The following is a 20,319-nucleotide window of genomic DNA, read 5'->3' on the forward strand; positions in this document are numbered from 1 at the left end:
ACTTCGGTGATCGCCCCGGAACCTTTCGTTCCGGGTGAGCCGCCCATTCTACATCGCTTTTTGCGACCGTCAACACCACCGAGGAAGTTTCTCGAGGCCCCGCAGTCCGCCTTGCGACGTTGGGCGACTGCGGGCCGCGAATAATACGGTCTCTGCTCCATTTGGCAAGCGTTTCTTGAGAAAAATTTCAGGGAACCTGCGCAAGCAACTGCCGCAGCCGAAAATTTTTCTTTTCGGGCACGTCCGCTACGTGCCTTCGCGCTGACCGGAACGCAGCAGATCAGGCGCGCACCAGTCTCACGCGGGCGAAGTTGCGCCTGCCTACCTGCAGCACACCCTCGAAACCGGCATGGAAGACGCGCAGCGCGTCTTCCGCTACTTCGGCGTCGATGCGCACGGCACGCTCCTTCAACTTGCGGTTCGCCTCGGAGTTGCTGGCGGTGAGCCCGGCCGCGGTGAGCAGGGCCGCCAGGCGCAGGCCCTCGGCCGGCACTACGATGTCGGCCTGCGGCAGCAGCGAGGTATCACCCTCGCCGCGCACCACCGCATGCCAGCCGGCAATTGCCTGTTCAGCAGCGGCCGCGCCATGGAAGCGCGTGGTCAGTTCGCGCGCGAGACGCAGCTTGGCGTCGCGCGGGTTGAGGGCGCCGCTGGCGACGTCCTGCTTCATGCGTGCCAACTCGTCCAGCGACACGTCGAAGCTGAGCAGCTCGAACCAGCGCCACATCAGCTCGTCGCCGATCTTCATGGTCTTGGTGACGATGTCGATCGCCGGCTCGTTGATGCCGATGTAGTTGCCCAGCGACTTGGACATCTTGTTGACGCCATCCAGCCCTTCCAGCAACGGCATGGTCAGCACGATCTGCGGCGGCTGGCCGTGGTGTTCCTGCAGCACGCGGCCCATCAGCAGGTTGAACTTCTGGTCGGTGCCGCCCAGCTCCACGTCCGCCTTCAGTGCCACCGAGTCGTAGCCCTGCACCAGCGGATACAGGAACTCGTGGATCGCGATCGGCTGTTGTGCCGCATAGCGCTTGGTGAAGTCGTCGCGCTCGAGCATCCGCGCCACGGTGTGCTGGGCAGCGAGCCTGATCATGTCCGCCGCGCTCATCTTGCCGAACCATTCGGAGTTGAAGCGCAGCTCGGTCCGCTCGCGGTCGAGCACCTTGTAGACCTGCTCGGCGTAGGTCTCGGCGTTGACCAGCACGTCTTCGCGGCTGAGCGGCCTGCGCGTGACGTTCTTGCCGGTAGGGTCGCCGATCATGCCGGTGAAGTCGCCGATCAGGAAGACCACCTGATGGCCCAGGTCCTGGAACTGGCGCATCTTGTTCAGCAGCACGGTGTGGCCCAGATGCAGATCCGGCGCGGTCGGGTCAAAGCCGGCCTTGATCCGCAGCGGGCGACCCTGCTTCAGGCGCTCGGCCAGGTCTTCCCGCTTGATGATTTCGTCGGCGCCACGCGCAATCGTGGCCAGCGCCTGCTCAAGCTCGCTCATGCAAGGTTTCTCGATGGTTGGATGAAACAGGCAATGGCCGCAATGTGACCGTGCCGTCAACGTTAATTGTGTGTTAACGACGAAAGCGTTGCAAATCCTTGATGCGAAAGGCGTTGACGCCCTTTGCACATGGCCGTTATGGTACCCGCAGTTTTGTTTCCCTGTAGCGTGGGCGTAACAGCATGGCAGAAGAAAAGCAGGGGGCGCGGCAAGCCCGCAAGCAGGCCATCTGTCGCAAGGCGCAACGCCGGCACTCCCATTTCTATGCGCGCTGCGCCCACTGGTCGTTCAATCGCTCGGGCGAAATCGAGCCGATCCGCTGGCGTCGCGAACGTCTGGTGCTCGCCGGCACGGCGCTGCTGATTACCCTGCTGTCCGGTTTCATCATGCCCGCCTGGGCCAGCGCGATGCGCCCCGCGCCCACGCCCGAAGTGCATTCGCTGTTGCCGCTGGCACTGCCGAAGATCACGCCGGCCAACCTTACCGCCGCGACCGTGGACGACTGGCAGGTGGTACGGGTGCAACCGGGACAAACGCTGTCGGACATCTTCACCGCACGCGGCCTCGGCATGGCCGACCTGCAGAAGGTGATGGATACTGCCAGCAGCGCAAAAAACGCTCTGCACAACATCCGTCCGGGCCAGGAGTTCGACTTCCTGCTCGGCAGTGACGGCAGCCTCAAGGGCTTCCGCTTCGACCAGGACCAGGCCAGCCGCGCCACCATCCGCCTCGACGGCACGCGGCCCAGCGTCGCCATCCAGCAACGCGACATGGACCTGCGCGAACAGGTGGCGCACGGCGTGATCCGCAGCAGCCTGTACGCCGCCGGCGACCAGGCCGGCATGGACGCGGCGATGGTGGGCAAACTCGCCGACCTGTTCAAGTACGACATCGACTTCGTGCAGGACCTGCGCGTCGGCGACAGCTTCACCGTGATCTACGACGACATCTACCGCGATGGCGTGCGCTACGGCCAGGGCAACATCATTGCCGCCGAGTTCGTCAACCAGGACAAGCGCTACACCGCCTACCGCTTCAAGAAGGCCGACGGCAGCTACGGCTGGTACAGCGAGGATGGCCGGCCGATCCAGAAGTCGTTCCTGCGCATCCCGGTCGATTTCACCCGCATCTCCTCGCAGTTCACCGCGACGCGCATGCACCCGATCCTCGGTCGCATGCGCGCACACAAGGGCGTGGACTATGCCGCCCCCAGCGGCACCCCGATCCACGCGGCGGGCGACGGCGTGATCAAGTATCACGGCTGGGAGCGCGGTTACGGCAACTTCGTGGTGATCCAGCACAACAACAGCATCAGCACCGCCTACGGCCACATGTCGCGTTTCGTGAAGGGTCAGCGGGTGGGTGAGCGGGTGCGCCAGGGTGAAGTGATCGGCTACGTCGGCATGACCGGCCTAGCCACCGGCCCGCACCTGCACTACGAGTTCCGCGTCAACGGCGTACAGCGCAACCCGCAGACGGTGACGCTGCCGAAGCCCGAGCCGCTGCCGGCCGTGCAGATGGCGCGCTTCAAGGCCGACGTGGTGAAGCCCCAGCTGGCGCGGCTGACCGAACTGGACGCGCGCATCACGCTGGCGCGCGCCAACGTCCGCGCCAACCACGACAACTGAACGCCCGTCGCGCGTGGACGACGCCTCGGCGCTGTACATCGGACTGATCTCCGGCACCAGCGCCGACGGCATCGACGCCGTGCTGACCAGCTTCAACCGTGGCCTGCCGCAGCTGCAGGCCAGCCACTCGCATCCGTGGCCGGCGGATCTGCGCAGGCGAATGCTTGCGCTGGCCCAGGGAGAGAGCGCACTCGACCTCGATGCTTTTGGACGGCTGGACGTCCAGATCGGCCGCTGCTTCGCCGACGCCGCGCTGCAGCTGCTCGAGCGCAGCGGCACGCCCACCTCGGCCGTCCGCGCCATCGGCTCGCACGGCCAGACGCTGCGCCATCGCCCCAGCGGTGCCTACCCGTTTACCCTGCAGCTCGGCGACCCGAGCGTGATCGCCGAGCGCTGCGGCATCGACGTGGTGGCGGATTTTCGCCGCGCCGACGTCGCCGCTGGCGGGCAGGGCGCACCGTTGCTGCCTGCGCTGCACGCAATGCTGCTGGCACGACCGGGACATGTGCGGGTGGTGCTGAACCTCGGCGGCATCGCCAACATCACCGTGCTCGGTGCCGACGGCCGCGTGTTCGGCTTCGACACCGGCCCGGCCAACGGCCTGCTCGATGCCTGGCACCTGCGCCAGCACGGCGAGCCGTTCGATCGTGACGGCGCGTACGCCGCCCGTGGCCGCGTCGACACCGGCCTGCTCGATACCCTGCTGGCCGATCCCTACTTCACGCTGCCACCGCCGAAGAGCACCGGCCGCGAGTACTTCCACCTCGACTGGCTGGCCGCGCATGCACCGCTCGCCGCGCTGGACCCCGCCGACGTGCAGGCGACCCTGCTGGAACTCACTGCGCGCAGCGTGGCCGCGGCGATCGCGCAGCACGCGCCGCAAGCGGAAGAAGTGCTGGCCTGCGGCGGCGGCGTACACAACGGTGCGCTGATGCAGCGGCTGGGTGAACTGCTGGCGCCTCGCGTGCTGCTGGACACCTCGCGCTACGGCGTCGATCCGGACTTCCTCGAAGCCACCGCCTTCGCCTGGCTGGCGCGGCAACGCCTGCTCGGCCTGCCCGGCAACCTGCCGGCGGTCACCGGCGCACGCGGTCCGCGGATACTGGGCGCAGTCTATTCCGCGCCGGTCGCACCACCGGCATAGCCGATGTTTTCCGGGGCCAGCTGGGTCGGCTGGGTCTGCGCCAGCGCATGCAGCGCCTCCTGGAACACACCCTGTTCGGCCGCGCCCCAATCGCCATCGAGGACGGTCAGCGCAGCGGGGTCACGCAGGTTCTCGCTGCAGCGCTGCGCAGCCGACATGCCCAGGCCGCTGCGCAGCGCATGCAACATGACGTCGTTGACCGTGCACTGGCGATCCCGGGCCAGCGACCGGATGCGTTCGACGAGCAGGCTGTCGACGTGCTGCAGGATCATGTCCGGCATAAGCGTCACTCCATGTTGCACATGCCCCTGTGCCAGCGATGCTTGCACAACCGCCGCCACGCCACGCGTCGCGATGGCGATTCCGTGGCCGACTTGGCAATCACGTTGTGAACGCAACCACACCGCCGCGCGACAGTCTAGGCGGCGCCTGCCGCCGCCCGCGCACGCTCCTCGCCGCGGAAGTAGCGCCACAGGCCGGCGAACAGCAACATCGACGGCAGCACCGCCAGCACCGTGATGACGAAGTAGCCGCCGTAGCCGGTGGCGGTGGCGATGCCGCCGGCAAAAAAACCGAGCAGCTTGCCAGGCAGGTTGACCAGCGAGCTCAGCAACGCGTACTGCGTCGCGGTGTGCTGGCGATTGACCAGCGAGGACAGGAACGCCACGGTCGGCGGCCCCAGCATGCCCAGGGTGAGGTTTTCGCCGGAGATCACCAGGGTCAGCACCAGCAGGTCGCCGGGGTGGGCGATCAGCAGCAGGTACAGCAGGTTGCTGCAGCCACACAGCACGATGGTGATGCCGAGCGGCCGCCATGCGCCCCAGCGCGCCACCATGGCGCCGCCGATGAACACGCCGACAATGCCGATCCAGATGCCGTAGATCTTGGTGATGGTGCCGATCTGGGTCTTGGAGAAACCCATGTCGCGGTAGAACGGGCTCATGATGCCGCCGATGGTGGCCTGCTCGGGCATCTTGAACAGCAGCAGGAACAGCAAGGTCACCCCGGCCAGCGGCCAACCGTAACGACGGAAGAAATCGGCGAACGGATCGATCACGCTCTCGCGCATCGCGTCGCGCCAGCGCGTGGCGCGTACCCGCAACACGTCCGGTTCGCGCGCGATCAGCGTGGTCGCCACCGGCACCGCCATCGCCAGCGCCATCAGCACGTAGACCAGCCGCCACGACAGGTGGTCGGCCAGGATCAACGCCACCGCACCGGCCAGCAGCAGGCCGATGCGGTAACCGAGCGAGTAGGTGGCAACCAGCGCGCCCTGCGCCTCGATCGGCGCGATCTCGATGCGGTAGGCGTCCACCGCGATGTCCTGGGTGGCACCGAAGAACGCCACCAGCAGGGTGGCCGCCACGAACGGGGTCAGCTGCCGCGGGGTCAACGCGGCCATCGCCAGCAGCCCGAACACCACGCCCAGCTGCGCGAACAACAGCCAGCCGCGGCGCTGGCCGAGGCGGGCGAAGCCGGGGAGGCGCCCGTGGTCGAGCAGCGGCGCCCACACGAACTTGAACGCATAGGTCATGCCGGCGCTGGCAATCATGGTGATGTCCGCCAGCTTGATGCCGTTTTCCTTCAGCCAGTACGCCAGCGTGCCGGCCACCAGCAGGAACGGCAGGCCGGAGGAAAAGCCGAACAGCGCCATTGTCCATGCCGCCGGCTGGGCGAACGCCCGCCATACCGACGGCTTTGCCGGTCGCGCCGCCGCGGGCTCAATCGGCATAGTCGACGGTGTACGGCGCGTGGTCGGAGAAGCGTTCGTCGCGGTAGATCGAGCACGCCTTCAGGCGCTCGCGCAAGCTCGGTGAGACGACCTGGTAGTCGATCCGCCACCCCACGTTGTTCTCGCGCGCGCGGCCGCGGTTCGACCACCAGGTGTACTCGACCGCATCGGGCTTGATCGCGCGGAAGCTGTCGACCCAGCCGCGCTGATTGAACAGCAGGTCCAGCCACGCACGCTCCTGCGGCAGGCAGCCGGAGTTCTTCTGGTTGGACGACCAGTTCTTGATGTCGTTCCTGGTGTGCACGATGTTCCAGTCACCGCAGATCACATAGTCGCGGCCGCTGTTCAACCATGCATCGAAGATCGGCGTGATCCACTCCATCGCCTTGAACTTGAACTGCTGGCGCTCGTCGCCGGAGGAGCCGGACGGGAAGTACAGCGAGACCACGCTGAGCTTGCCGAAGCGCGCCTCGATGTAGCGCCCCTCGTTGTCGAACGCATCCCAGCCCAGTTCGGTGAGCACCTGGTCGGGTTCACGCCGGGTGTAGATCGCCACGCCGCTGTAGCCCTTCTTGCTGCTGGCGTCGCGGTACAGGCAGTGGTGGCCGTCGGGGCGGAACATCGCGTCGACCAGCTGGCCTTCCTGCGCCTTGGTTTCCTGCAGGCAGACCACGTCCGCCTGCTGTCGGCGCAGCCAGTCGAACACGCCCTTGGTGGCGGCCGAGCGGATGCCGTTGGCGTTGAGGGTGATGATGCGCATGCGGACTCCTCGGGCGGCGGGCCATCATAGCAACCATGCCGGCCCGCCCTGCGGTCCGTGCGCGCCGGTCGGCCCGGGCAGGGCTGTACCATGGCGGCCTTGCCGTAGCACAGCGCCGCCGCGGCCCCGACTTCCACCGTTTGCGAGACCCTCCGTGCACGCCTACCAGCGCGACTTCATCGAACTCACCCTGCGCCGCGACGTGTTGCGCTTCGGCGAGTTCACTCTGAAATCCGGCCGCCACAGCCCGTACTTCTTCAACATGGGGCGGATCGACTCGGGCGCCGCGCTGGCCCAGCTCGGCCGCGCCTACGCCGCCGCCCTGGTGAACTCCGGTGTCGCCGTGGACATGTTGTTCGGGCCTGCCTACAAGGGCATCGCACTGGCCGCCGCCACCGCCATCGCGCTGGCCGACGGCCATGGCCGCGACCTGCCGTGGGCGTACAACCGCAAGGAGGCGAAGGACCACGGCGAGGGCGGCGTGCTGGTCGGCGCGCCGCTCGAGGGCCGGGTGCTGATCGTCGACGACGTGATGACCGCCGGCACCGCGGTGCGCGAGTCGCTGGCATTGATCCGCGCCCAGGGCGCCACGCCGGCCGGCGTGCTGATCGCGCTGGACCGGCAGGAGCGCGGACAGGGCGAGCGCTCGGCCGCGCAGGAGGTGGCCGCCGACCATGGCATTCCGGTGATCGCGATCACCAGCCTCGACGACGTGCTGGCCTATGCCGGCGAGCAGCCGCGGCTGGCCGCCGAGCACGCCCGCCTGCTGGCCTACCGCGAGCGCTACGGAGTCCGCCGCTGAGTCCAGCGTGTCCTCAAGCGAACCCGGTCACACTCGCAGCGGCTGCCGCGCCCACGAAGCTAGGCAGCGTGACCGCGCTGGCTATACTGGGCAACGAAGAGGGGTATCCATGCGCAAATCATTGCTCGTCATCGCCGTTGCCGTGCTGGCTGCGAGCCTGTCGACGCAGGCCCAGAACACCGGCAACGTTCGCTACAAGTGGCACGACGGGGAGGGTCTGATGCACTTCAGCGACAGCCTGACCGCCGAAGCCATGAAGTACGGCTACGAATTGGTCAACGACCGCGGCCTGGTGGTGCAACGCGTGCCACGCCAGTTGACCGCCGCCGAACGCACCGCCGCCGCCGAGCTCGCCACCGAACAGGCGGCCCAGCAGCGCGCCGCGCAGGAACGCGCGAACGCCGATGCGCAGATGCTGCTGGCCTACCCGGACGAAGACTCCTACCGGATTTCGCTGCAGCAGGTGCTGGATACCATCGACCAGCAGATCCACACCTCGCAGATCAACCTGCGCAGCCAGGAGAAGGCGTTGACCGACCTGCTCGGCCGCGCCGCCGACCTCGAGAACGCCAAGAGCCCGGTACCCAAGCCCCTGGCCGACAGCATCGCGCAACAGCGCAACGTGGTGGCCACGCTGCGCGACACGCTGCGCCGCCAGCAGACCCTGCGCAGCAATACCGAGCAGCAGCAGGTCGGGCAGCTGGCGCACTACCGCGAAGTCAGGACGGCCGCGCAGAAACAGTCGGCGGAGTAGCCCGGCGGCGGCCCTCGCCCGGAGCGCGGTTTCACGCGCGCAACGTGGCAGCCGGGCGCGCCGCCGGGCGCTAGAACGGCAGCTTCAGACCCGAATCGACGGCCAGCAGCTGCTGGCGGAACACCTGCTGGATCCTCTTCAGCGCCGTCGCGTCGTCCGCCTCGAAGCGCAACACCAACACCGGCGTGGTGTTCGACGCGCGCACCAGGCCCCAGCCGTCCGGCCAGTCCGCGCGCACACCGTCGATGGTGATCAGGCTGGCGTCCTCGAAGTTCGCCTGCTGGCGCAGCCGATCCATGAAGCGGTAGTGCTCGCCCTCGGCCAGCTCGACCTTCAGCTCGGGCGTGGAGACGCTCTTCGGCAGCGTGGCGAAGATCTGCTCGGCGCTGCGCCCCTGCAGGTCGCCGGCGAGGATCTCCAGCAGCCGCGCAGCGGCGTAGATGCCGTCGTCGAAGCCGTACCAGCGCTCCTTGAAGAAGAAGTGCCCGCTCATCTCGCCGGCCAACTCGGCGCCGGTCTCGCGCATCTTCGCCTTGATCAGCGAGTGCCCGGTGCGCCACATCAGCGGGCTGCCGCCGGCATCGAGGATCTGCCCCTTCAAGTGGCTGGTGCATTTCACGTCGTAGATCACCGTGGCGCCGGGCTGGCGCGACAGCACGTCGCGCGCGAACAGCATCAGCAGGCGGTCCGGGTAGACGATCTCGCCGGAGCGGGTGACCACGCCGAGGCGGTCGCCGTCGCCGTCGAAGGCCAGGCCGAGATCGGCGCCGCTGCTCTTCACGGCGAGGATCAGGTCCTGCAGGTTGTGCGGGTCGGACGGGTCCGGGTGATGGTTCGGGAAGTTGCCATCGACGTCGCAATACAGCGGCACCACCTCGCAGCCGACGCCTTCCAGCACCTGCGGCGCGATCGCACCGGGGATGCCGTTGCCGCAGTCCACCACCACCTTCAGGCGGCGCTCGGCGAGCACGTCGGAAACGATCTTCTCGATGTAGTCCGGGGCCACGTCGACCTGGCGCAGACCACCGCCGCCGCCGCTGGCCAGCGCGCCATCGGCGATGCGCTGGTACAGGTCCTGGATCGCCCCTTCGGCCAGCGTCTGGCCGCCGACCACGATCTTGAAGCCGTTGTAGTCCGGCGGATTGTGGCTGCCAGTGACCGCCACGCCACAGCCGGTGTTGAAGCGGTAGGTGGCGTAGTACACCACCGGCGTCGGCACCGCGCCGATATCGATCACGTCCACGCCGGCTTCGCGCAGGCCGTTGGCCAGCGCGGCGGCCAGCTCCGGCCCGGACAGGCGGCCGTCGCGCCCGACCACGATCTCGCGCAGGCCCTTCTCGGCCATCAGTGTGCCGATCGACTGGCCGAGCGCATGCGCCACGTCCGCGTTCAGCGTCTTGCCGACCACGCCGCGCACGTCGTAGGCGCGGAAGATGCTCGGATCCACGCCGACCACCGTCGTAACTGGCGGCTCCGACGGTTCCGATGGCTTGGCCCGGGCCGGTGCACTCCGCCGCGCCGGTAGCGGCACGTCGGCCTCCGCGACCTCCGGCTGCGCTTTCCAGCGCTGGCGCAGGCGCAGCAGATAGATGCCGCCGCCGAGGCCGAACACCGCCAGCAGTCCGCTCAGCAGCCACCAGCGCGGCAGCACGATGAACGCGCCGGGCAGGCCGGCGCCGACGCTGAACGCGCTGCCTGCGACCGGCTTGCCGGCTTCCTCGGCCTCGGCCGAACTGGTGCCATGCGAGAGCAGTTGCACGTAACCGCGGTCGTCACCCTGGCGCAGGTCGAGCCGGCCACCGGCCGGCGAAATCGCGTCGAAGCGCTGGCGCAGCGGCGCAAACGGCAGCTCGACCCAGGCCCAGGCCTGGGCCTGCTGCGGCGGGCCCAGCGGAATCACCAGGCTGAGCCGGCGGTCGCCGTTGCCGTAGGAGACGCTCTGCACCGGCGGCACGCCGTTCGCGCTCTGCGCGGCCATCAGCTGCGCCGCCTTGGCGTAGCCGAACTCGCGGTAATTGGCCTTGAGCACCTCGGTGAGGTCGCCGCTGTACAGCTCCAGCTTCTTCGCCTGCGGCAACTGCTGGCGCAGCGCCGCGGCGGATTGCGCCGGGTCGCTCAGCAAGGTCGCCGGGTCCACGCCGGCCAGCACTTTTTCGACCGCGCCACGTTGGCTGGCGATCTCCGCCGTCAACGCCCGCACCGCCTCGTCCTGGGCCTGGTGCACGCGGCGCACCGCATTGCCCTCGCCGGCAATCAGCCAGGTTTGCCAGGCGCAGAACAGCCCCAGCAGCAGCAGCGCGGTACCGCCGGCCAGCGGCAGCAGGTCACGCCAGTCGACGCGCAGGTTGCGCAGCCGTTCGTTCGCGATGTTCAACACCATACCGCCCCCGCGGCCGTCACTGCGTGCGGCCCGGGCGCCCGGGCCGACCTCGCTGGTTATTGGATACCGGTCGAGCCGAACCCACCGCCGCCGCGCTCGCTGGGCGCGAAATCGGCCACCACCTTCAGTTGCGCCTGCGCCACCGGCACCAGCAGCAGTTGGGCGATGCGATCGCCCACCGCGATGGTGTACGGCTGGCTGCCGCGATTCCAGCATGAAATCATCAACGGCCCCTGGTAGTCGGCGTCGATCACTCCGACCAGGTTGCCCATCACCAGGCCGTGTTTGTGGCCCAGCCCGGAGCGCGGCACGATCAGCGCGCACCAGCCGGGATCGCCGATGTGGATCGCGATGCCGCTGGGCACCAGCGCGCTTTCGCCCGGCTGCAAGGTCAGCGGCTGCTGCAGCGCGGCACGCAGGTCCATGCCGGCGCTGCCTGGCGTGGCGGTCTGCGGCAGCGGAATGCCGTCGCCCAGGCGCGGGTCGAGGATCTTCAGCTCGACGTCGATCGTCATCCGCGCGTCGCCCGGTAGCGTTCGGCCACGCGGGCCACCAGCTGCCGCGCCAGCTCCGATTTTTCCGCCCGCGGCAACTCGACCGCACCGTCGGCCCAGTACAGGGTCAACGCATTGTCGGCCGCCTCGAAACCGAGGCCGCCACCCACCTGGTTCGCCGCAATCATGTCCAGACCCTTGTGGCGCAGCTTGCCCTGCGCATAGCTCGCCACATCATGCGTCTCCGCGGCGAATCCGACCAGGAACGGATGCGCGGTTTGCGCCGAGAGGGTGGCCAGGATGTCCGGATTCTCGGTCAGGCGCAGCACCAGCTCGCCGCCATCGTGCTTCTTCAGCTTCCGTGTGGCGACCTCCTGTGGGCGGTAGTCGCCGACCGCCGCTGCACCGATGTAGATGTCCGCCTGCGCCGCCGCATGCAGCACCGCCGCATGCATCTGCGCCGCGCTGCGTACGTCGATGCGCTGCGCCACGCCCGGCGGCGTGGCCAGGCTCACCGGCCCGGCCACCAGGCTCACCTCGGCGCCGGCCTGCACGGCGGCCTCAGCCACCGCAAAACCCATCTTCCCCGAGCTGCGGTTGCCGATAAAGCGCACTGGGTCGATGTCCTCATAGGTCGGGCCAGCGCTGATCAGCACGCGCAGCCCGGCCAGCTCGCGCTCGCCGAACGAGGCGACCAGCGCATCGCGCAGTTCGTGCGGCTCCAGCATGCGGCCGCTGCCGACGTCACCGCAGGCCTGGTCGCCCACTGCCGGCCCGAGGATCTGCGCGCCGTGCCGGCGCAGCATGGTGAGATTGGCCTGCACCGCCGGGTGCGCCCACATCTGCTGGTTCATCGCCGGCGCCAGATACAGCGGCGCAGCGCTGGCCAGGCACAGCGTGGTCAACAAATCGTCGGCCAGACCATGTGCCAGCCGCGCCAGCAGATCGGCGCTGGCCGGCGCCACCAGGATGCGTTCGGCCCAACGTGCCAGTTCGATGTGGCCCATCGCCGCCTCGGCCTGCGCATCCCACAGGCTGATCCGCACCGGCTGGCCGGACAGCGCCTGGAAGGTGGTCGGGCTGACGAAGCGGGTGGCGCCCTCGGTCATCACCACGCGCACCTGGGCACCGAGATCGCGCAGGCGGCGAACCAGTTCGCAAGACTTGTAGGCGGCGATGCCGCCCGACACTCCGAGCAGAATGCGGCGTTGGGCAAGACTCATGTAAGGCGGGCCTGACAATCGGCAGTAGCCTAGCTTACCGGATTCACCCGCGCGCACCGCTGCCCGCCCCGCACGCCGTGCGGCAAGCTGGGCACATGAGCATCCGCGACTGGCCCGAAGGCGAACGCCCCCGCGAAAAGCTGCTGGCGCGCGGCAGCGCCGCGCTGTCCGATGCCGAGCTGCTGGCGGTGCTGCTGGGCAACGGCAGCCGCGGCAAGGACGCACTGGCGCTGGGCCGCGAACTGCTGGCGCACGCCGGCAGCCTGGGCGCGCTGCTGGCCCGGCCCGAGCAGGCGATCCACGTCGACGGCCTGGGTCCGGCCAAGCGCACGCGGATCGCCGCCGCGCTGGAACTGGCCCGGCGCAGCCTGGCCGAGCAGTTGCAGGAACTGCCCAGCCTGGGCAACCCGCGCGACAGCGGCGACTACCTGCGCGCACGCCTGCGCCACCTGCCGTATGAGGTGTTCGGCTGCCTGTACCTGGACAACCGCCATCGCGTGCTGGCGTTCGAGGAGCTGTTCCGCGGCACCGTCGACGGCGCCAGCGTGCATCCGCGCGAAGTGGTCCGTGCGTGCCTGCAGCACAACGCCTGCGCGGTGATCTTTGCCCACAACCACCCTTCCGGCGTGGCCGAACCCAGCGCCGCCGACCGCACCATCACCCACGAGTTGCGCGACGCCCTGCAGCTGGTCGGCGTGCGCGTGCTCGACCACCTGGTGATCGGCAGCGGCGAGCCGGTGTCGATGGCGGCCCGCGGCCTGCTCTGAGATCAGCCTCCCGGACAAAAAAACGGCGTGGCAAGAGCCACGCCGCGAGGCCGATTGGGGAGGTGGGGAGAGCGGCATCCCCGGTTGCCATGTCATGGAGGGGAGTTCATGTCCTGGCTCGTTCAGTATCGCAATGCCGCATGACAATGCGGTGACACCAGTCACAGCTGCAGGCATCGCCCGGACCGCGCCAACTTATACACAAAATGGCGATACCGGCACTTGCCGGGTCTATCGTGCATGCACTCGAGATGAGTATCGCAACTTGTTGGTACACAAGATAAATTTCTTGCGACATGCCGATGCGGGGCCGCTCGCCGCCTGGAGCCAGTCGCGAGCTGCGGCTTTCCCCACAGACTTATCCACAGCCCAGTTCGCCGCGGTGCGTCAAAATTCCGGCGCACCCCCGAAGCTTCCGCCGGCCGGTGCCACAGGCATTCAGGCGCGCGTTTCGCCGGCAGACGGGTCTGTTAGGATTGCCGGTTCCATCACGAAACCGGCCCCACCGTGAAAGAACCGCTGCGCGAACTGGTGCTGCAGGCGATCCAGGCCCTGCGGGACGCCGCCACCCTGCCTACCGACCTCAGCCTGCCCGGCTTCGTGATCGAGCGCGCGCGCAGCCGCGAACACGGCGATTTCGCCAGCAACGTGGCGATGCTGCTGGCCAAGCCGGCGCGCGCCAAGCCGCGCGAACTGGCCGAGAAACTGGTCGCCGCACTGCCGGCCAACACGCTGGTGGAGAAAGTCGAGATCGCCGGCCCCGGCTTCATCAATTTCTTTCTCGCGCCGGGCGCCTACCACGCCGAAGTGCGCCGGATCCTGGCCGAAGGCGACGCCTACGGCCGCAGCACCAGCGGCGGCGGCAAGACCGTCGGCGTGGAGTTCGTCTCGGCCAACCCGACCGGCCCGCTGCACGTGGGCCATGGCCGCGCCGCGGCGATCGGCGATTGCCTGAGCCGCCTGCTCGACGCCAGCGGCTGGAACGTGAAGCGCGAGTTCTACTACAACGACGCCGGCGTGCAGATCGCCAACCTGGCGATTTCGGTGCAGGCGCGCGCCCGCGGGATCACGCCGGATGACAGCAACTGGCCGGAGAACGGCTACCGCGGCGACTACATCGCCGAGGTGGCGCGCGCCTATCTCGATCGCGAGTCGGTGGTCGCCGATGGCGAGACGGTCACTGGCGCCGGCGACGTGGACGATCTCGAGGCGATCCGCCACTTCGCCGTGGCCTATCTGCGCCGCGAGCAGGATCTGGACCTGCAGGCGTTCGGCGTAGGCTTCGACACCTATTTCCTCGAATCGTCGCTGTACGCCGACGGCAAGGTGGAGGAGACCGTGCGCGAGTTGGTCGCGCACGGCCACACCTACGAGGACGGCGGCGCGCTATGGCTGCGCACCACCGATTTCGGCGACGACAAGGACCGCGTGATGCGCAAGTCCGACGGCACCTACACCTACTTCCTGCCGGACGTGGCCTACCATCTCAGCAAATGGCAGCGCGGCTACGAACGCGCGATCACCGAGCTGGGTTCGGACCATCACGGCTCGCTGGCCCGCGTGAAGGCCGGCCTGCAGGCGCTCGATTGCGGCATCCCCAAGGGCTGGCCGGAGTACGTACTGCACCAGATGGTGACGGTGATGAAGGGCGGCGAGGAGGTGAAGATCTCCAAGCGCGCCGGCAGTTACGTCACCCTGCGCGACCTGATCGACGAGGTCGGCAAGGACGCCACGCGCTACTTCCTGATCTCGCGCAAGAGCGACTCGCAGCTGGTGTTCGACATCGACCTGGCCCGCTCACAATCGAACGACAACCCGGTCTACTACATCCAGTACGCGCACGCCCGCGTGTGCAGCGTGCTGCGCCAGGCGCCGGAGAAAGGCTACGCGGTCGACCTCAACGCCGGCCTCGCCCAGCTCGACCGGCTGGACAACGAGCACGAGCAGATCCTGCTGACCGAATTGTCCAAGTACCCTGAACTGGTCGAGGCGGCGGCGGCGAACCTGGAGCCGCACCTGGTCGCGGCGTGGCTGCGCGAACTGGCCAACGCGTTCCACACCTACTACAACTCGCACCAGTTCCTGGTCGAGGACGCCGGCTTGCGCAACGCACGGCTGGCGCTGGTGGTGGCGACCCGCCAGGTGTTGAAGAATGGGCTGGATTTGCTGGGCCTCGGCGCCCCGGAGAAGATGTAATGGCAGCACGCAAGGGCAGGGGCCGGCAGGCCGTGCGCAACGGCAGCAACGGGTTCCCGGGCTGGGGTTACGCGGTGATCGGCCTGATCGCCGGCGCGATCCTGATGGCGGTGATGCTGCGCGGCAGCCTGCTCACCAGCCTGCGCAAGGCCGACGGCCCGCAGGCAAATCCGCAGGCTACCGCCGAGCGCGGCAGTGCGCCCGGCGTGCTCGAAGCGGGCAACGACAATGCGCCGAAGAAGCCGCAGTTCGACTTCTACTCGGTGCTGTCGGAGAAGGAGGTGCGCATCCCCGATGCCGAGATCAGCGCGCAGGCGCGCATCGAGCAGCAGAAGCAGCAGGCCGCCCAGTTGCAGGCGCAGCAGGCGGCACCGGCCGCGGTACCGGCGAACGCGCCGCAGGCGGTCACCCAGGACGTTACCGCCGCACCAGCCAGCGCGGTGCCGCAACCGGCCTCCGGCAGCGGCTACCTGCTGCAGGTCGGCGCGTTCCCGAACGCCGCCGACGCCGAGACGCTGAAGGCGAAACTTGCGCTGCAGGGCTTCGTGGCCAACGTGCAGTCGGTCAGCATCGGCGGGCAGACCTACAACCGCGTGCGGCTGGGGCCGTTCCGCTCGGCCACCGAGCTGGAATCGACCAAGCAGCGCCTGGCCGGCGCCGGCATCAACGCGATCGCGCTGAAGGAAGGCCGTTGAGCCACCCTTTTCTCCCACTGAACTTCCGCCCATGACCACCAAGACCGCCTGGATCACCGGCGCCACCTCCGGGTTCGGCGCCGCCGCCGTGGAACGCTTCGTGGCCGGCGGCTGGCGGGTGATCGCCAGCGGTCGGCGCATGGAGCGGCTGCAGCAGCTGGTGGTGCGGCACGGCGCCGGGCGCGTGCACGCGGCGGCGTTCGACATGCGCGACGCGGCGGCGATGCGGACGGCGCACGCGGATCTGCCAGCTGCCTTCGCCAACATCGACCTGCTGGTCAACAACGCCGGCCTGGCGCTGGGCACCGCGCCGGCGCAGCAGGCCGACCTCGCACAGTGGAAGCAGATGATCGACACCAACGTCACCGCGCTGGTGACGCTGACCCACCTGCTGCTGCCGCAGCTGGTCGCGCGCCGCGGCGCGATCGTCAACATCAGCTCGATCTCGGGCAGCTATGCCTATCGTGGCGGCAACGTGTACGGCGGCACCAAGGCCTTCGTCACCCAGTTCTCGCAGAACCTGCGCGTGGACCTGCACGGCAGCGGCGTGCGCGTCACTTCCATCGAGCCGGGCATGGCCGAGACCGAATTCACCGTGGTGCGCACCGGCGGCGACCAGGCCGCCTCCGACCAGCTCTACGCCGGCGCCCACCCGATCACGGCGGTCGACATCGCCGACACGATATGGTGGATCGCCAACCTGCCACCGCACTTGGACGTCACGCGCCTGGAGATCATGCCGGTCAGCCAGTCGGCTGCCGGGCTGCAGGTGGCGCGGGACGCCTGACGGCGCTTCAACCCGCCTCGCCGCGATGCACGTCGTGCGTCACGAACGGACGGCCGGGATCGGGCGCGGCGAGCCACTGCGGATGGGCCAGCGTGTGGCGCATGTCGTCCAGCCCGCTTTGCCAATGGCAACGCATGCTGGCGACGCTGAATTCGTAGTCCTTGAAGTGGCCTTCGTGCGGCCGGTTCCGGTAGATCAGGTGGATCACGTTGGTCAGCGCCTCGGCCGCGCGCGCTTCGGCATGGCGATACGCCGGGTCGTCGCGGCGTTCGGCCGGCACCAGCGCCATCACGTCGTGCAGCAGCCGGCGCTGTTCCTGCGTGCGGCGCATGAACTCGGTGACAAGCCGGGTGCGGCTGGAGTACTGGATCTCCTTGCTGCGCTCGGCCACGTCGGCGAGGTCGCGCGGCAGCGCGCCGCGGGCGCTCCACAGATCCACCTGGAACACCAGCGTGTCGCAGCCGGGGCGCTCGCTGAGCACTTCGTACAGTGGCGTGTTGGAGACCATGCCGCCGTCCCAGTAGAACTCGCCGTCGACCTCCACCGCGGGAAAGCCCGGCGGCAGCGCGCCGGAGGCCATGAAGTGCTCGGGGCGCAGGCGCTGCCGGCGATTGTCAAAGTAGGCGAAGTTGCCGCTGCGCACGTTCACCGCGCCGACCGCCACGCGCAGCGTGCGCGCGTCGTTGAGGCGGTCGAAATCAACCAGCCGCTCCAGCGTGGCGCGCAGCGGCGTGGTGTCGTACCAGCTGACGCTGCCCGGCGTGGCGTGCCCGCCCAGCAACGGCGGCGGCAGGCGCGGGTGGAAGAAGCCGGCCTGGCCCTCGGTCATCGCACGCCAGGCGGCCAGGCCACTCATCCCGTTGAGCCACGCCGTCGGCCACGCCACCGCGTCGAACCAGGGCAGTGCCGGCGTAGCCGGCCACAATGGCGGGCGGCAGATCGCCTCCCAGAACTCGCGCAGCCGTTCCACCCGCTGCCCGGGCGGGTTGCCGGCGATGATCGCCGCGTTCAGCGCACCGATCGAAATGCCGGCCAGCCGGGTCGGCTGCAGACCGGCTTCGTCCAGCGCCTCGAACACGCCGGCCTGGTAAGCACCAAGCGCGCCGCCGCCCTGCAGCACCAGCGCGACGGTGCGGTAGTCGCGGGCCACCCTCTCCGCCAGCGACGGCGCCGGGTCGGGATGGCTCATTGCATGAACCAGCCGTGGCTGACCACGACGCTCTGGCCGGTCAGCGCGGCGGAGGGGAAGGTGGCCAGGTACAGCGCGGTCTGCGCGATGTCTTCGACGGTGGTGAACACGCCGTCGACGGTGTCCTTCAGCATCACGTTGCGGATCACCTCGTCCTCCGAGATGCCCAGCTCTTTCGCCTGCTCGGGGATCTGCTTCTCCACCAGCGGCGTGCGCACGAAGCCGGGGCAGATCACGTGCGAGCGCACGTTGTGCGGCGCGCCTTCCTTGGCCAGCGTGCGGGCCAGGCCGAGCAGGCCGTGCTTGGCGGCCACGTAAGCGGACTTCAACTTCGACGCTTCGTGCGAATGCACCGAGCCCATGTAGATCACGACGCCGCCGCGGTCGCCCGGGTACATGTGCTTCAGCGCGGCCTTGGTGGTGAGGAAGCCGCCGTCGAGGTGGATCGCCAGCATCTTCTTCCAGTCGGCGAAGGCGAACTGCTCGATCGGGTTGATGATCTGCACGCCGGCGTTGGAAACCAGGATGTCCAGCGCGCCAAACGCGGCGACCACCTTGTCGGTGCCTTCGTTCACCGCCGCCTCGCTGGTGACGTCCATCGCCACGCCGAGTGCCTTGCCGCCGGCGGCGTTGATCTGTGCGGCGACCGCATCGGCGGCCTGCTGGTTGATGTCGGCGATCGCCACGCTGGCGCCGTTGCTTGCGTACAACTCCGCGATCGCCTTGCCCAAGCCGCTCGCGGCGCCCGTGACTAGGGCCACCTTGCCGTTGAGACTGTTCATGCGTTGCTCCTTGGGGAGGGGACCTCGATTGTAGGCGCCGCACATGGCGACTCCATAAGACTTTGGGGTAGATTGAGAGCGTACCCGCACCGTCCAGCCACAGTCACAGCTGAATTTCTCCTGCCTTGACATCGGTTGCCATTCCGAGCATCGCGACATCTGCGACGACACCAGCGGTACTATCCCTCCATGAGTGCATCCGACACACTTCGCTTCGCCCTGAACGACCGCATCAACGATGCGCCGATCGGGCTTTCGCGTGTCCCGCTGCGCCTGCTAGGACAGTTCCAAGGCGAGGTCGAGGAGTTCCTGAAGGGATCAACCAAGGAGATAGATACTGATCAGGCCTTTGTTTCCGTTGAAGAAGGTTCGCTGGCTATCGTCGCCGGCGGCTTACTGGCGGCCACCGGCCTATGGACTGACGTGGGACACCTGCAAAACCCATCGGCCTTGGGCCTGCTCGATCACAAGCGGGCCGCTGTGGTTGAGCGCTGGCAGGTGTCCGCTCGCAAAAACCCGCATCGCAGTTACACGCTGACTGACACGGGCAACACCCTGTCCGTCCGGGTGGATGCCAGCAGCGACTTTCAAAATCAGGTTGAGGCGATCTGGGTGCCCGTGGAAAAGTTCTTGCAAGGGACTGTGGTGGACATGGGTGGCACAACCAAACCGAATATTCACCTGAAACTGGATGATGGCAAGACCGTCATGATCGCTGCCACGCAGCAGTTGATCGCCGGTGAAGAAACGAACCGGCTTTACCGCCAAGCGCTGTTGCGCGTATCTGCCGATGAAAGCCTGAAAACCGGTGAACTACGCAATCTGACGCTGCTCGCCTTCGACGCCAGCCAGCCGCAATGGGATGAAGCTGCATTCGACAAACTCGTGCAAAAGGGAACAAAGGCTTGGGCCGTCGTTCCCGAGAACTGGCTCGAAGCACTGCGTGGACATCACGAATGAGTGCATCGGTGCTGCTGGACACCAGCTTCCTGATCACGCTGGTCAACGCCAAGCGGCCACACCATACAGTGGCAGTGCAGTATTACCGCCACATGTTCCAGAACAACGTGACGATGTGTTTTTCGGCCATCGTCGCCTCCGAATTCGGCATCGGGCAGCCCATCACCGACTTGCCGCTCGGCAACTTTCGCCCGTTGAACTTCAACATTCCACATGGGCAGAAGGCTGCACTCGTCTGGAACCTGCTTGGCACACGCGATACAGGTGACTCGCGACCCGTCGTGCGCGATGACGTGAAGTTGATTGCCCAAGCCAGCCATGAGGCTGTCGCCTTTATCCTCACTGAGGATGAAAGTACGTTGTACAAGTACTGCGAACGTCTGCGCAGCGCCGGACACATCCAGACCCGTGCCATCAAGTTGGTGGACGGCTTCGATGCAAACGCGCTCAATGAAGATGGGCAAACGGGGATCATTTTCCCTGATGCGCCAACGGAAGCCATGACGTAAACACGCGCTACCGCACGGTAAGCCT

19 protein-coding genes are annotated in these 20,319 nt (G+C 67.8%); 10 read left to right on the top strand and 9 right to left on the bottom strand.

The window, feature by feature from the left end:
* Positions 1-280: 280 nt before the first annotated feature.
* Positions 281-1,492, bottom strand: coding sequence for a tyrosine--tRNA ligase (gene tyrS, locus AC3WTD_RS17060; protein WP_492614505.1), 1,212 nt, complete (start codon positions 1,490-1,492; stop codon positions 281-283).
* 182 nt (positions 1,493-1,674) lie between these two features.
* Between tyrS and AC3WTD_RS17065 the strand changes: the two genes are divergently transcribed.
* Both AC3WTD_RS17065 and AC3WTD_RS17070 read left to right on the top strand, forming a co-directional pair.
* On the top strand, positions 1,675-3,120 hold the full coding sequence (locus AC3WTD_RS17065; RefSeq protein ID WP_492614506.1) for an OapA family protein: 1,446 nt from the start codon (positions 1,675-1,677) through the stop codon (positions 3,118-3,120).
* A gap of 13 nt (positions 3,121-3,133) precedes the next feature.
* Positions 3,134-4,264: an anhydro-N-acetylmuramic acid kinase gene (locus AC3WTD_RS17070; protein WP_492614507.1), complete on the top strand. Its 1,131-nt coding sequence runs from the start codon at positions 3,134-3,136 to the stop codon at positions 4,262-4,264.
* Here AC3WTD_RS17070 and AC3WTD_RS17075 read toward each other — a convergent pair.
* The 3 genes from AC3WTD_RS17075 to AC3WTD_RS17085 form a co-directional block, all read right to left on the bottom strand.
* Complete coding sequence (locus AC3WTD_RS17075) at positions 4,234-4,545, bottom strand: hypothetical protein (RefSeq protein WP_492614508.1); 312 nt, start codon at positions 4,543-4,545, stop codon at positions 4,234-4,236. The two genes, AC3WTD_RS17070 and AC3WTD_RS17075, sit on opposite strands and share 31 nt — an antisense overlap.
* 137 nt (positions 4,546-4,682) lie before the next feature.
* Positions 4,683-5,996: an AmpG family muropeptide MFS transporter gene (locus AC3WTD_RS17080; protein ID WP_425504526.1), complete on the bottom strand. Its 1,314-nt coding sequence runs from the start codon at positions 5,994-5,996 to the stop codon at positions 4,683-4,685.
* Positions 5,986-6,756: an exodeoxyribonuclease III gene (locus tag AC3WTD_RS17085; protein ID WP_027491184.1), complete on the bottom strand. Its 771-nt coding sequence runs from the start codon at positions 6,754-6,756 to the stop codon at positions 5,986-5,988. The genes AC3WTD_RS17080 and AC3WTD_RS17085 overlap by 11 nt, the downstream gene beginning before the upstream one ends.
* Positions 6,757-6,910: 154 nt before the next feature.
* On the opposite strand from AC3WTD_RS17085, the gene pyrE reads away from it, so the two are divergent.
* Together pyrE and AC3WTD_RS17095 are read left to right on the top strand one after the other, a co-directional pair.
* Positions 6,911-7,558: an orotate phosphoribosyltransferase gene (pyrE, locus tag AC3WTD_RS17090; protein ID WP_027491183.1), complete on the top strand. Its 648-nt coding sequence runs from the start codon at positions 6,911-6,913 to the stop codon at positions 7,556-7,558.
* A gap of 109 nt (positions 7,559-7,667) precedes the next feature.
* A complete protein-coding gene (locus AC3WTD_RS17095; RefSeq protein ID WP_027491182.1) occupies positions 7,668-8,312 on the top strand; it encodes a hypothetical protein in 645 nt (214 codons plus the stop codon).
* A gap of 70 nt (positions 8,313-8,382) precedes the next feature.
* On the opposite strand, the gene AC3WTD_RS17100 is transcribed toward AC3WTD_RS17095, so the two are convergent.
* Genes AC3WTD_RS17100 through coaBC form a run of 3 tightly spaced genes read right to left on the bottom strand, consistent with a single transcriptional unit; the run spans position 8,383 to position 12,409 of the window.
* The gene (locus tag AC3WTD_RS17100) at positions 8,383-10,692 is read right to left on the bottom strand and encodes a phosphomannomutase/phosphoglucomutase (protein WP_492614509.1); all 2,310 of its coding nucleotides are present in this window, start codon (positions 10,690-10,692) and stop codon (positions 8,383-8,385) included.
* Between the two features lie 56 nt (positions 10,693-10,748).
* Positions 10,749-11,207, bottom strand: coding sequence for a dUTP diphosphatase (gene dut / locus AC3WTD_RS17105; protein WP_027491180.1), 459 nt, complete (start codon positions 11,205-11,207; stop codon positions 10,749-10,751).
* A complete protein-coding gene (gene coaBC / locus AC3WTD_RS17110) occupies positions 11,204-12,409 on the bottom strand; it encodes a bifunctional phosphopantothenoylcysteine decarboxylase/phosphopantothenate--cysteine ligase CoaBC (RefSeq protein ID WP_492614510.1) in 1,206 nt (401 codons plus the stop codon). The genes dut and coaBC overlap by 4 nt, the downstream gene beginning before the upstream one ends.
* 95 nt (positions 12,410-12,504) lie before the next feature.
* Here coaBC and radC point away from each other — a divergent pair, with 95 nt between their 5' ends.
* The 4 genes from radC to AC3WTD_RS17130 all read left to right on the top strand — a co-directional run bounded on the left by radC (position 12,505) and on the right by AC3WTD_RS17130 (position 16,854).
* Positions 12,505-13,176, top strand: a complete 672-nt coding sequence (radC, locus tag AC3WTD_RS17115; protein ID WP_027491178.1) for a RadC family protein — start codon at positions 12,505-12,507, stop codon at positions 13,174-13,176.
* Between the two features lie 507 nt (positions 13,177-13,683).
* Positions 13,684-15,372 carry an arginine--tRNA ligase gene (argS, locus tag AC3WTD_RS17120; RefSeq protein WP_492614511.1) on the top strand — a complete coding sequence of 563 codons (1,689 nt, stop codon included), beginning with the start codon at positions 13,684-13,686 and terminating at the stop codon, positions 15,370-15,372.
* Entirely contained in the window at positions 15,372-16,067 is a 696-nt protein-coding gene (locus tag AC3WTD_RS17125; RefSeq protein ID WP_492614512.1) for an SPOR domain-containing protein, read from the top strand. Before argS ends, AC3WTD_RS17125 begins: the two co-directional genes overlap by 1 nt.
* 31 nt (positions 16,068-16,098) lie before the next feature.
* Entirely contained in the window at positions 16,099-16,854 is a 756-nt protein-coding gene (locus AC3WTD_RS17130) for an SDR family NAD(P)-dependent oxidoreductase (RefSeq protein ID WP_492614513.1), read from the top strand.
* Between the two features lie 7 nt (positions 16,855-16,861).
* Here the strand turns inward: AC3WTD_RS17130 and AC3WTD_RS17135 are convergent, their stop codons facing one another.
* Entirely contained in the window at positions 16,862-18,043 is a 1,182-nt protein-coding gene (locus tag AC3WTD_RS17135; protein WP_492614514.1) for a DUF3734 domain-containing protein, read from the bottom strand.
* On the bottom strand, positions 18,040-18,825 hold the full coding sequence (locus AC3WTD_RS17140; RefSeq protein WP_492614515.1) for a 3-hydroxybutyrate dehydrogenase: 786 nt from the start codon (positions 18,823-18,825) through the stop codon (positions 18,040-18,042). The genes AC3WTD_RS17135 and AC3WTD_RS17140 overlap by 4 nt, the downstream gene beginning before the upstream one ends.
* Positions 18,826-19,014: 189 nt before the next feature.
* Between AC3WTD_RS17140 and AC3WTD_RS17145 the strand changes: the two genes are divergently transcribed.
* On the top strand, positions 19,015-19,785 hold the full coding sequence (locus tag AC3WTD_RS17145) for a hypothetical protein (protein WP_492614516.1): 771 nt from the start codon (positions 19,015-19,017) through the stop codon (positions 19,783-19,785).
* Positions 19,782-20,294: a hypothetical protein gene (locus AC3WTD_RS17150; protein ID WP_492614517.1), complete on the top strand. Its 513-nt coding sequence runs from the start codon at positions 19,782-19,784 to the stop codon at positions 20,292-20,294. Before AC3WTD_RS17145 ends, AC3WTD_RS17150 begins: the two co-directional genes overlap by 4 nt.
* The last annotated feature ends 25 nt before the right edge of the window (positions 20,295-20,319 follow it).

This window comes from Rhodanobacter sp. FW106-PBR-R2A-1-15 (assembly GCF_058789735.1).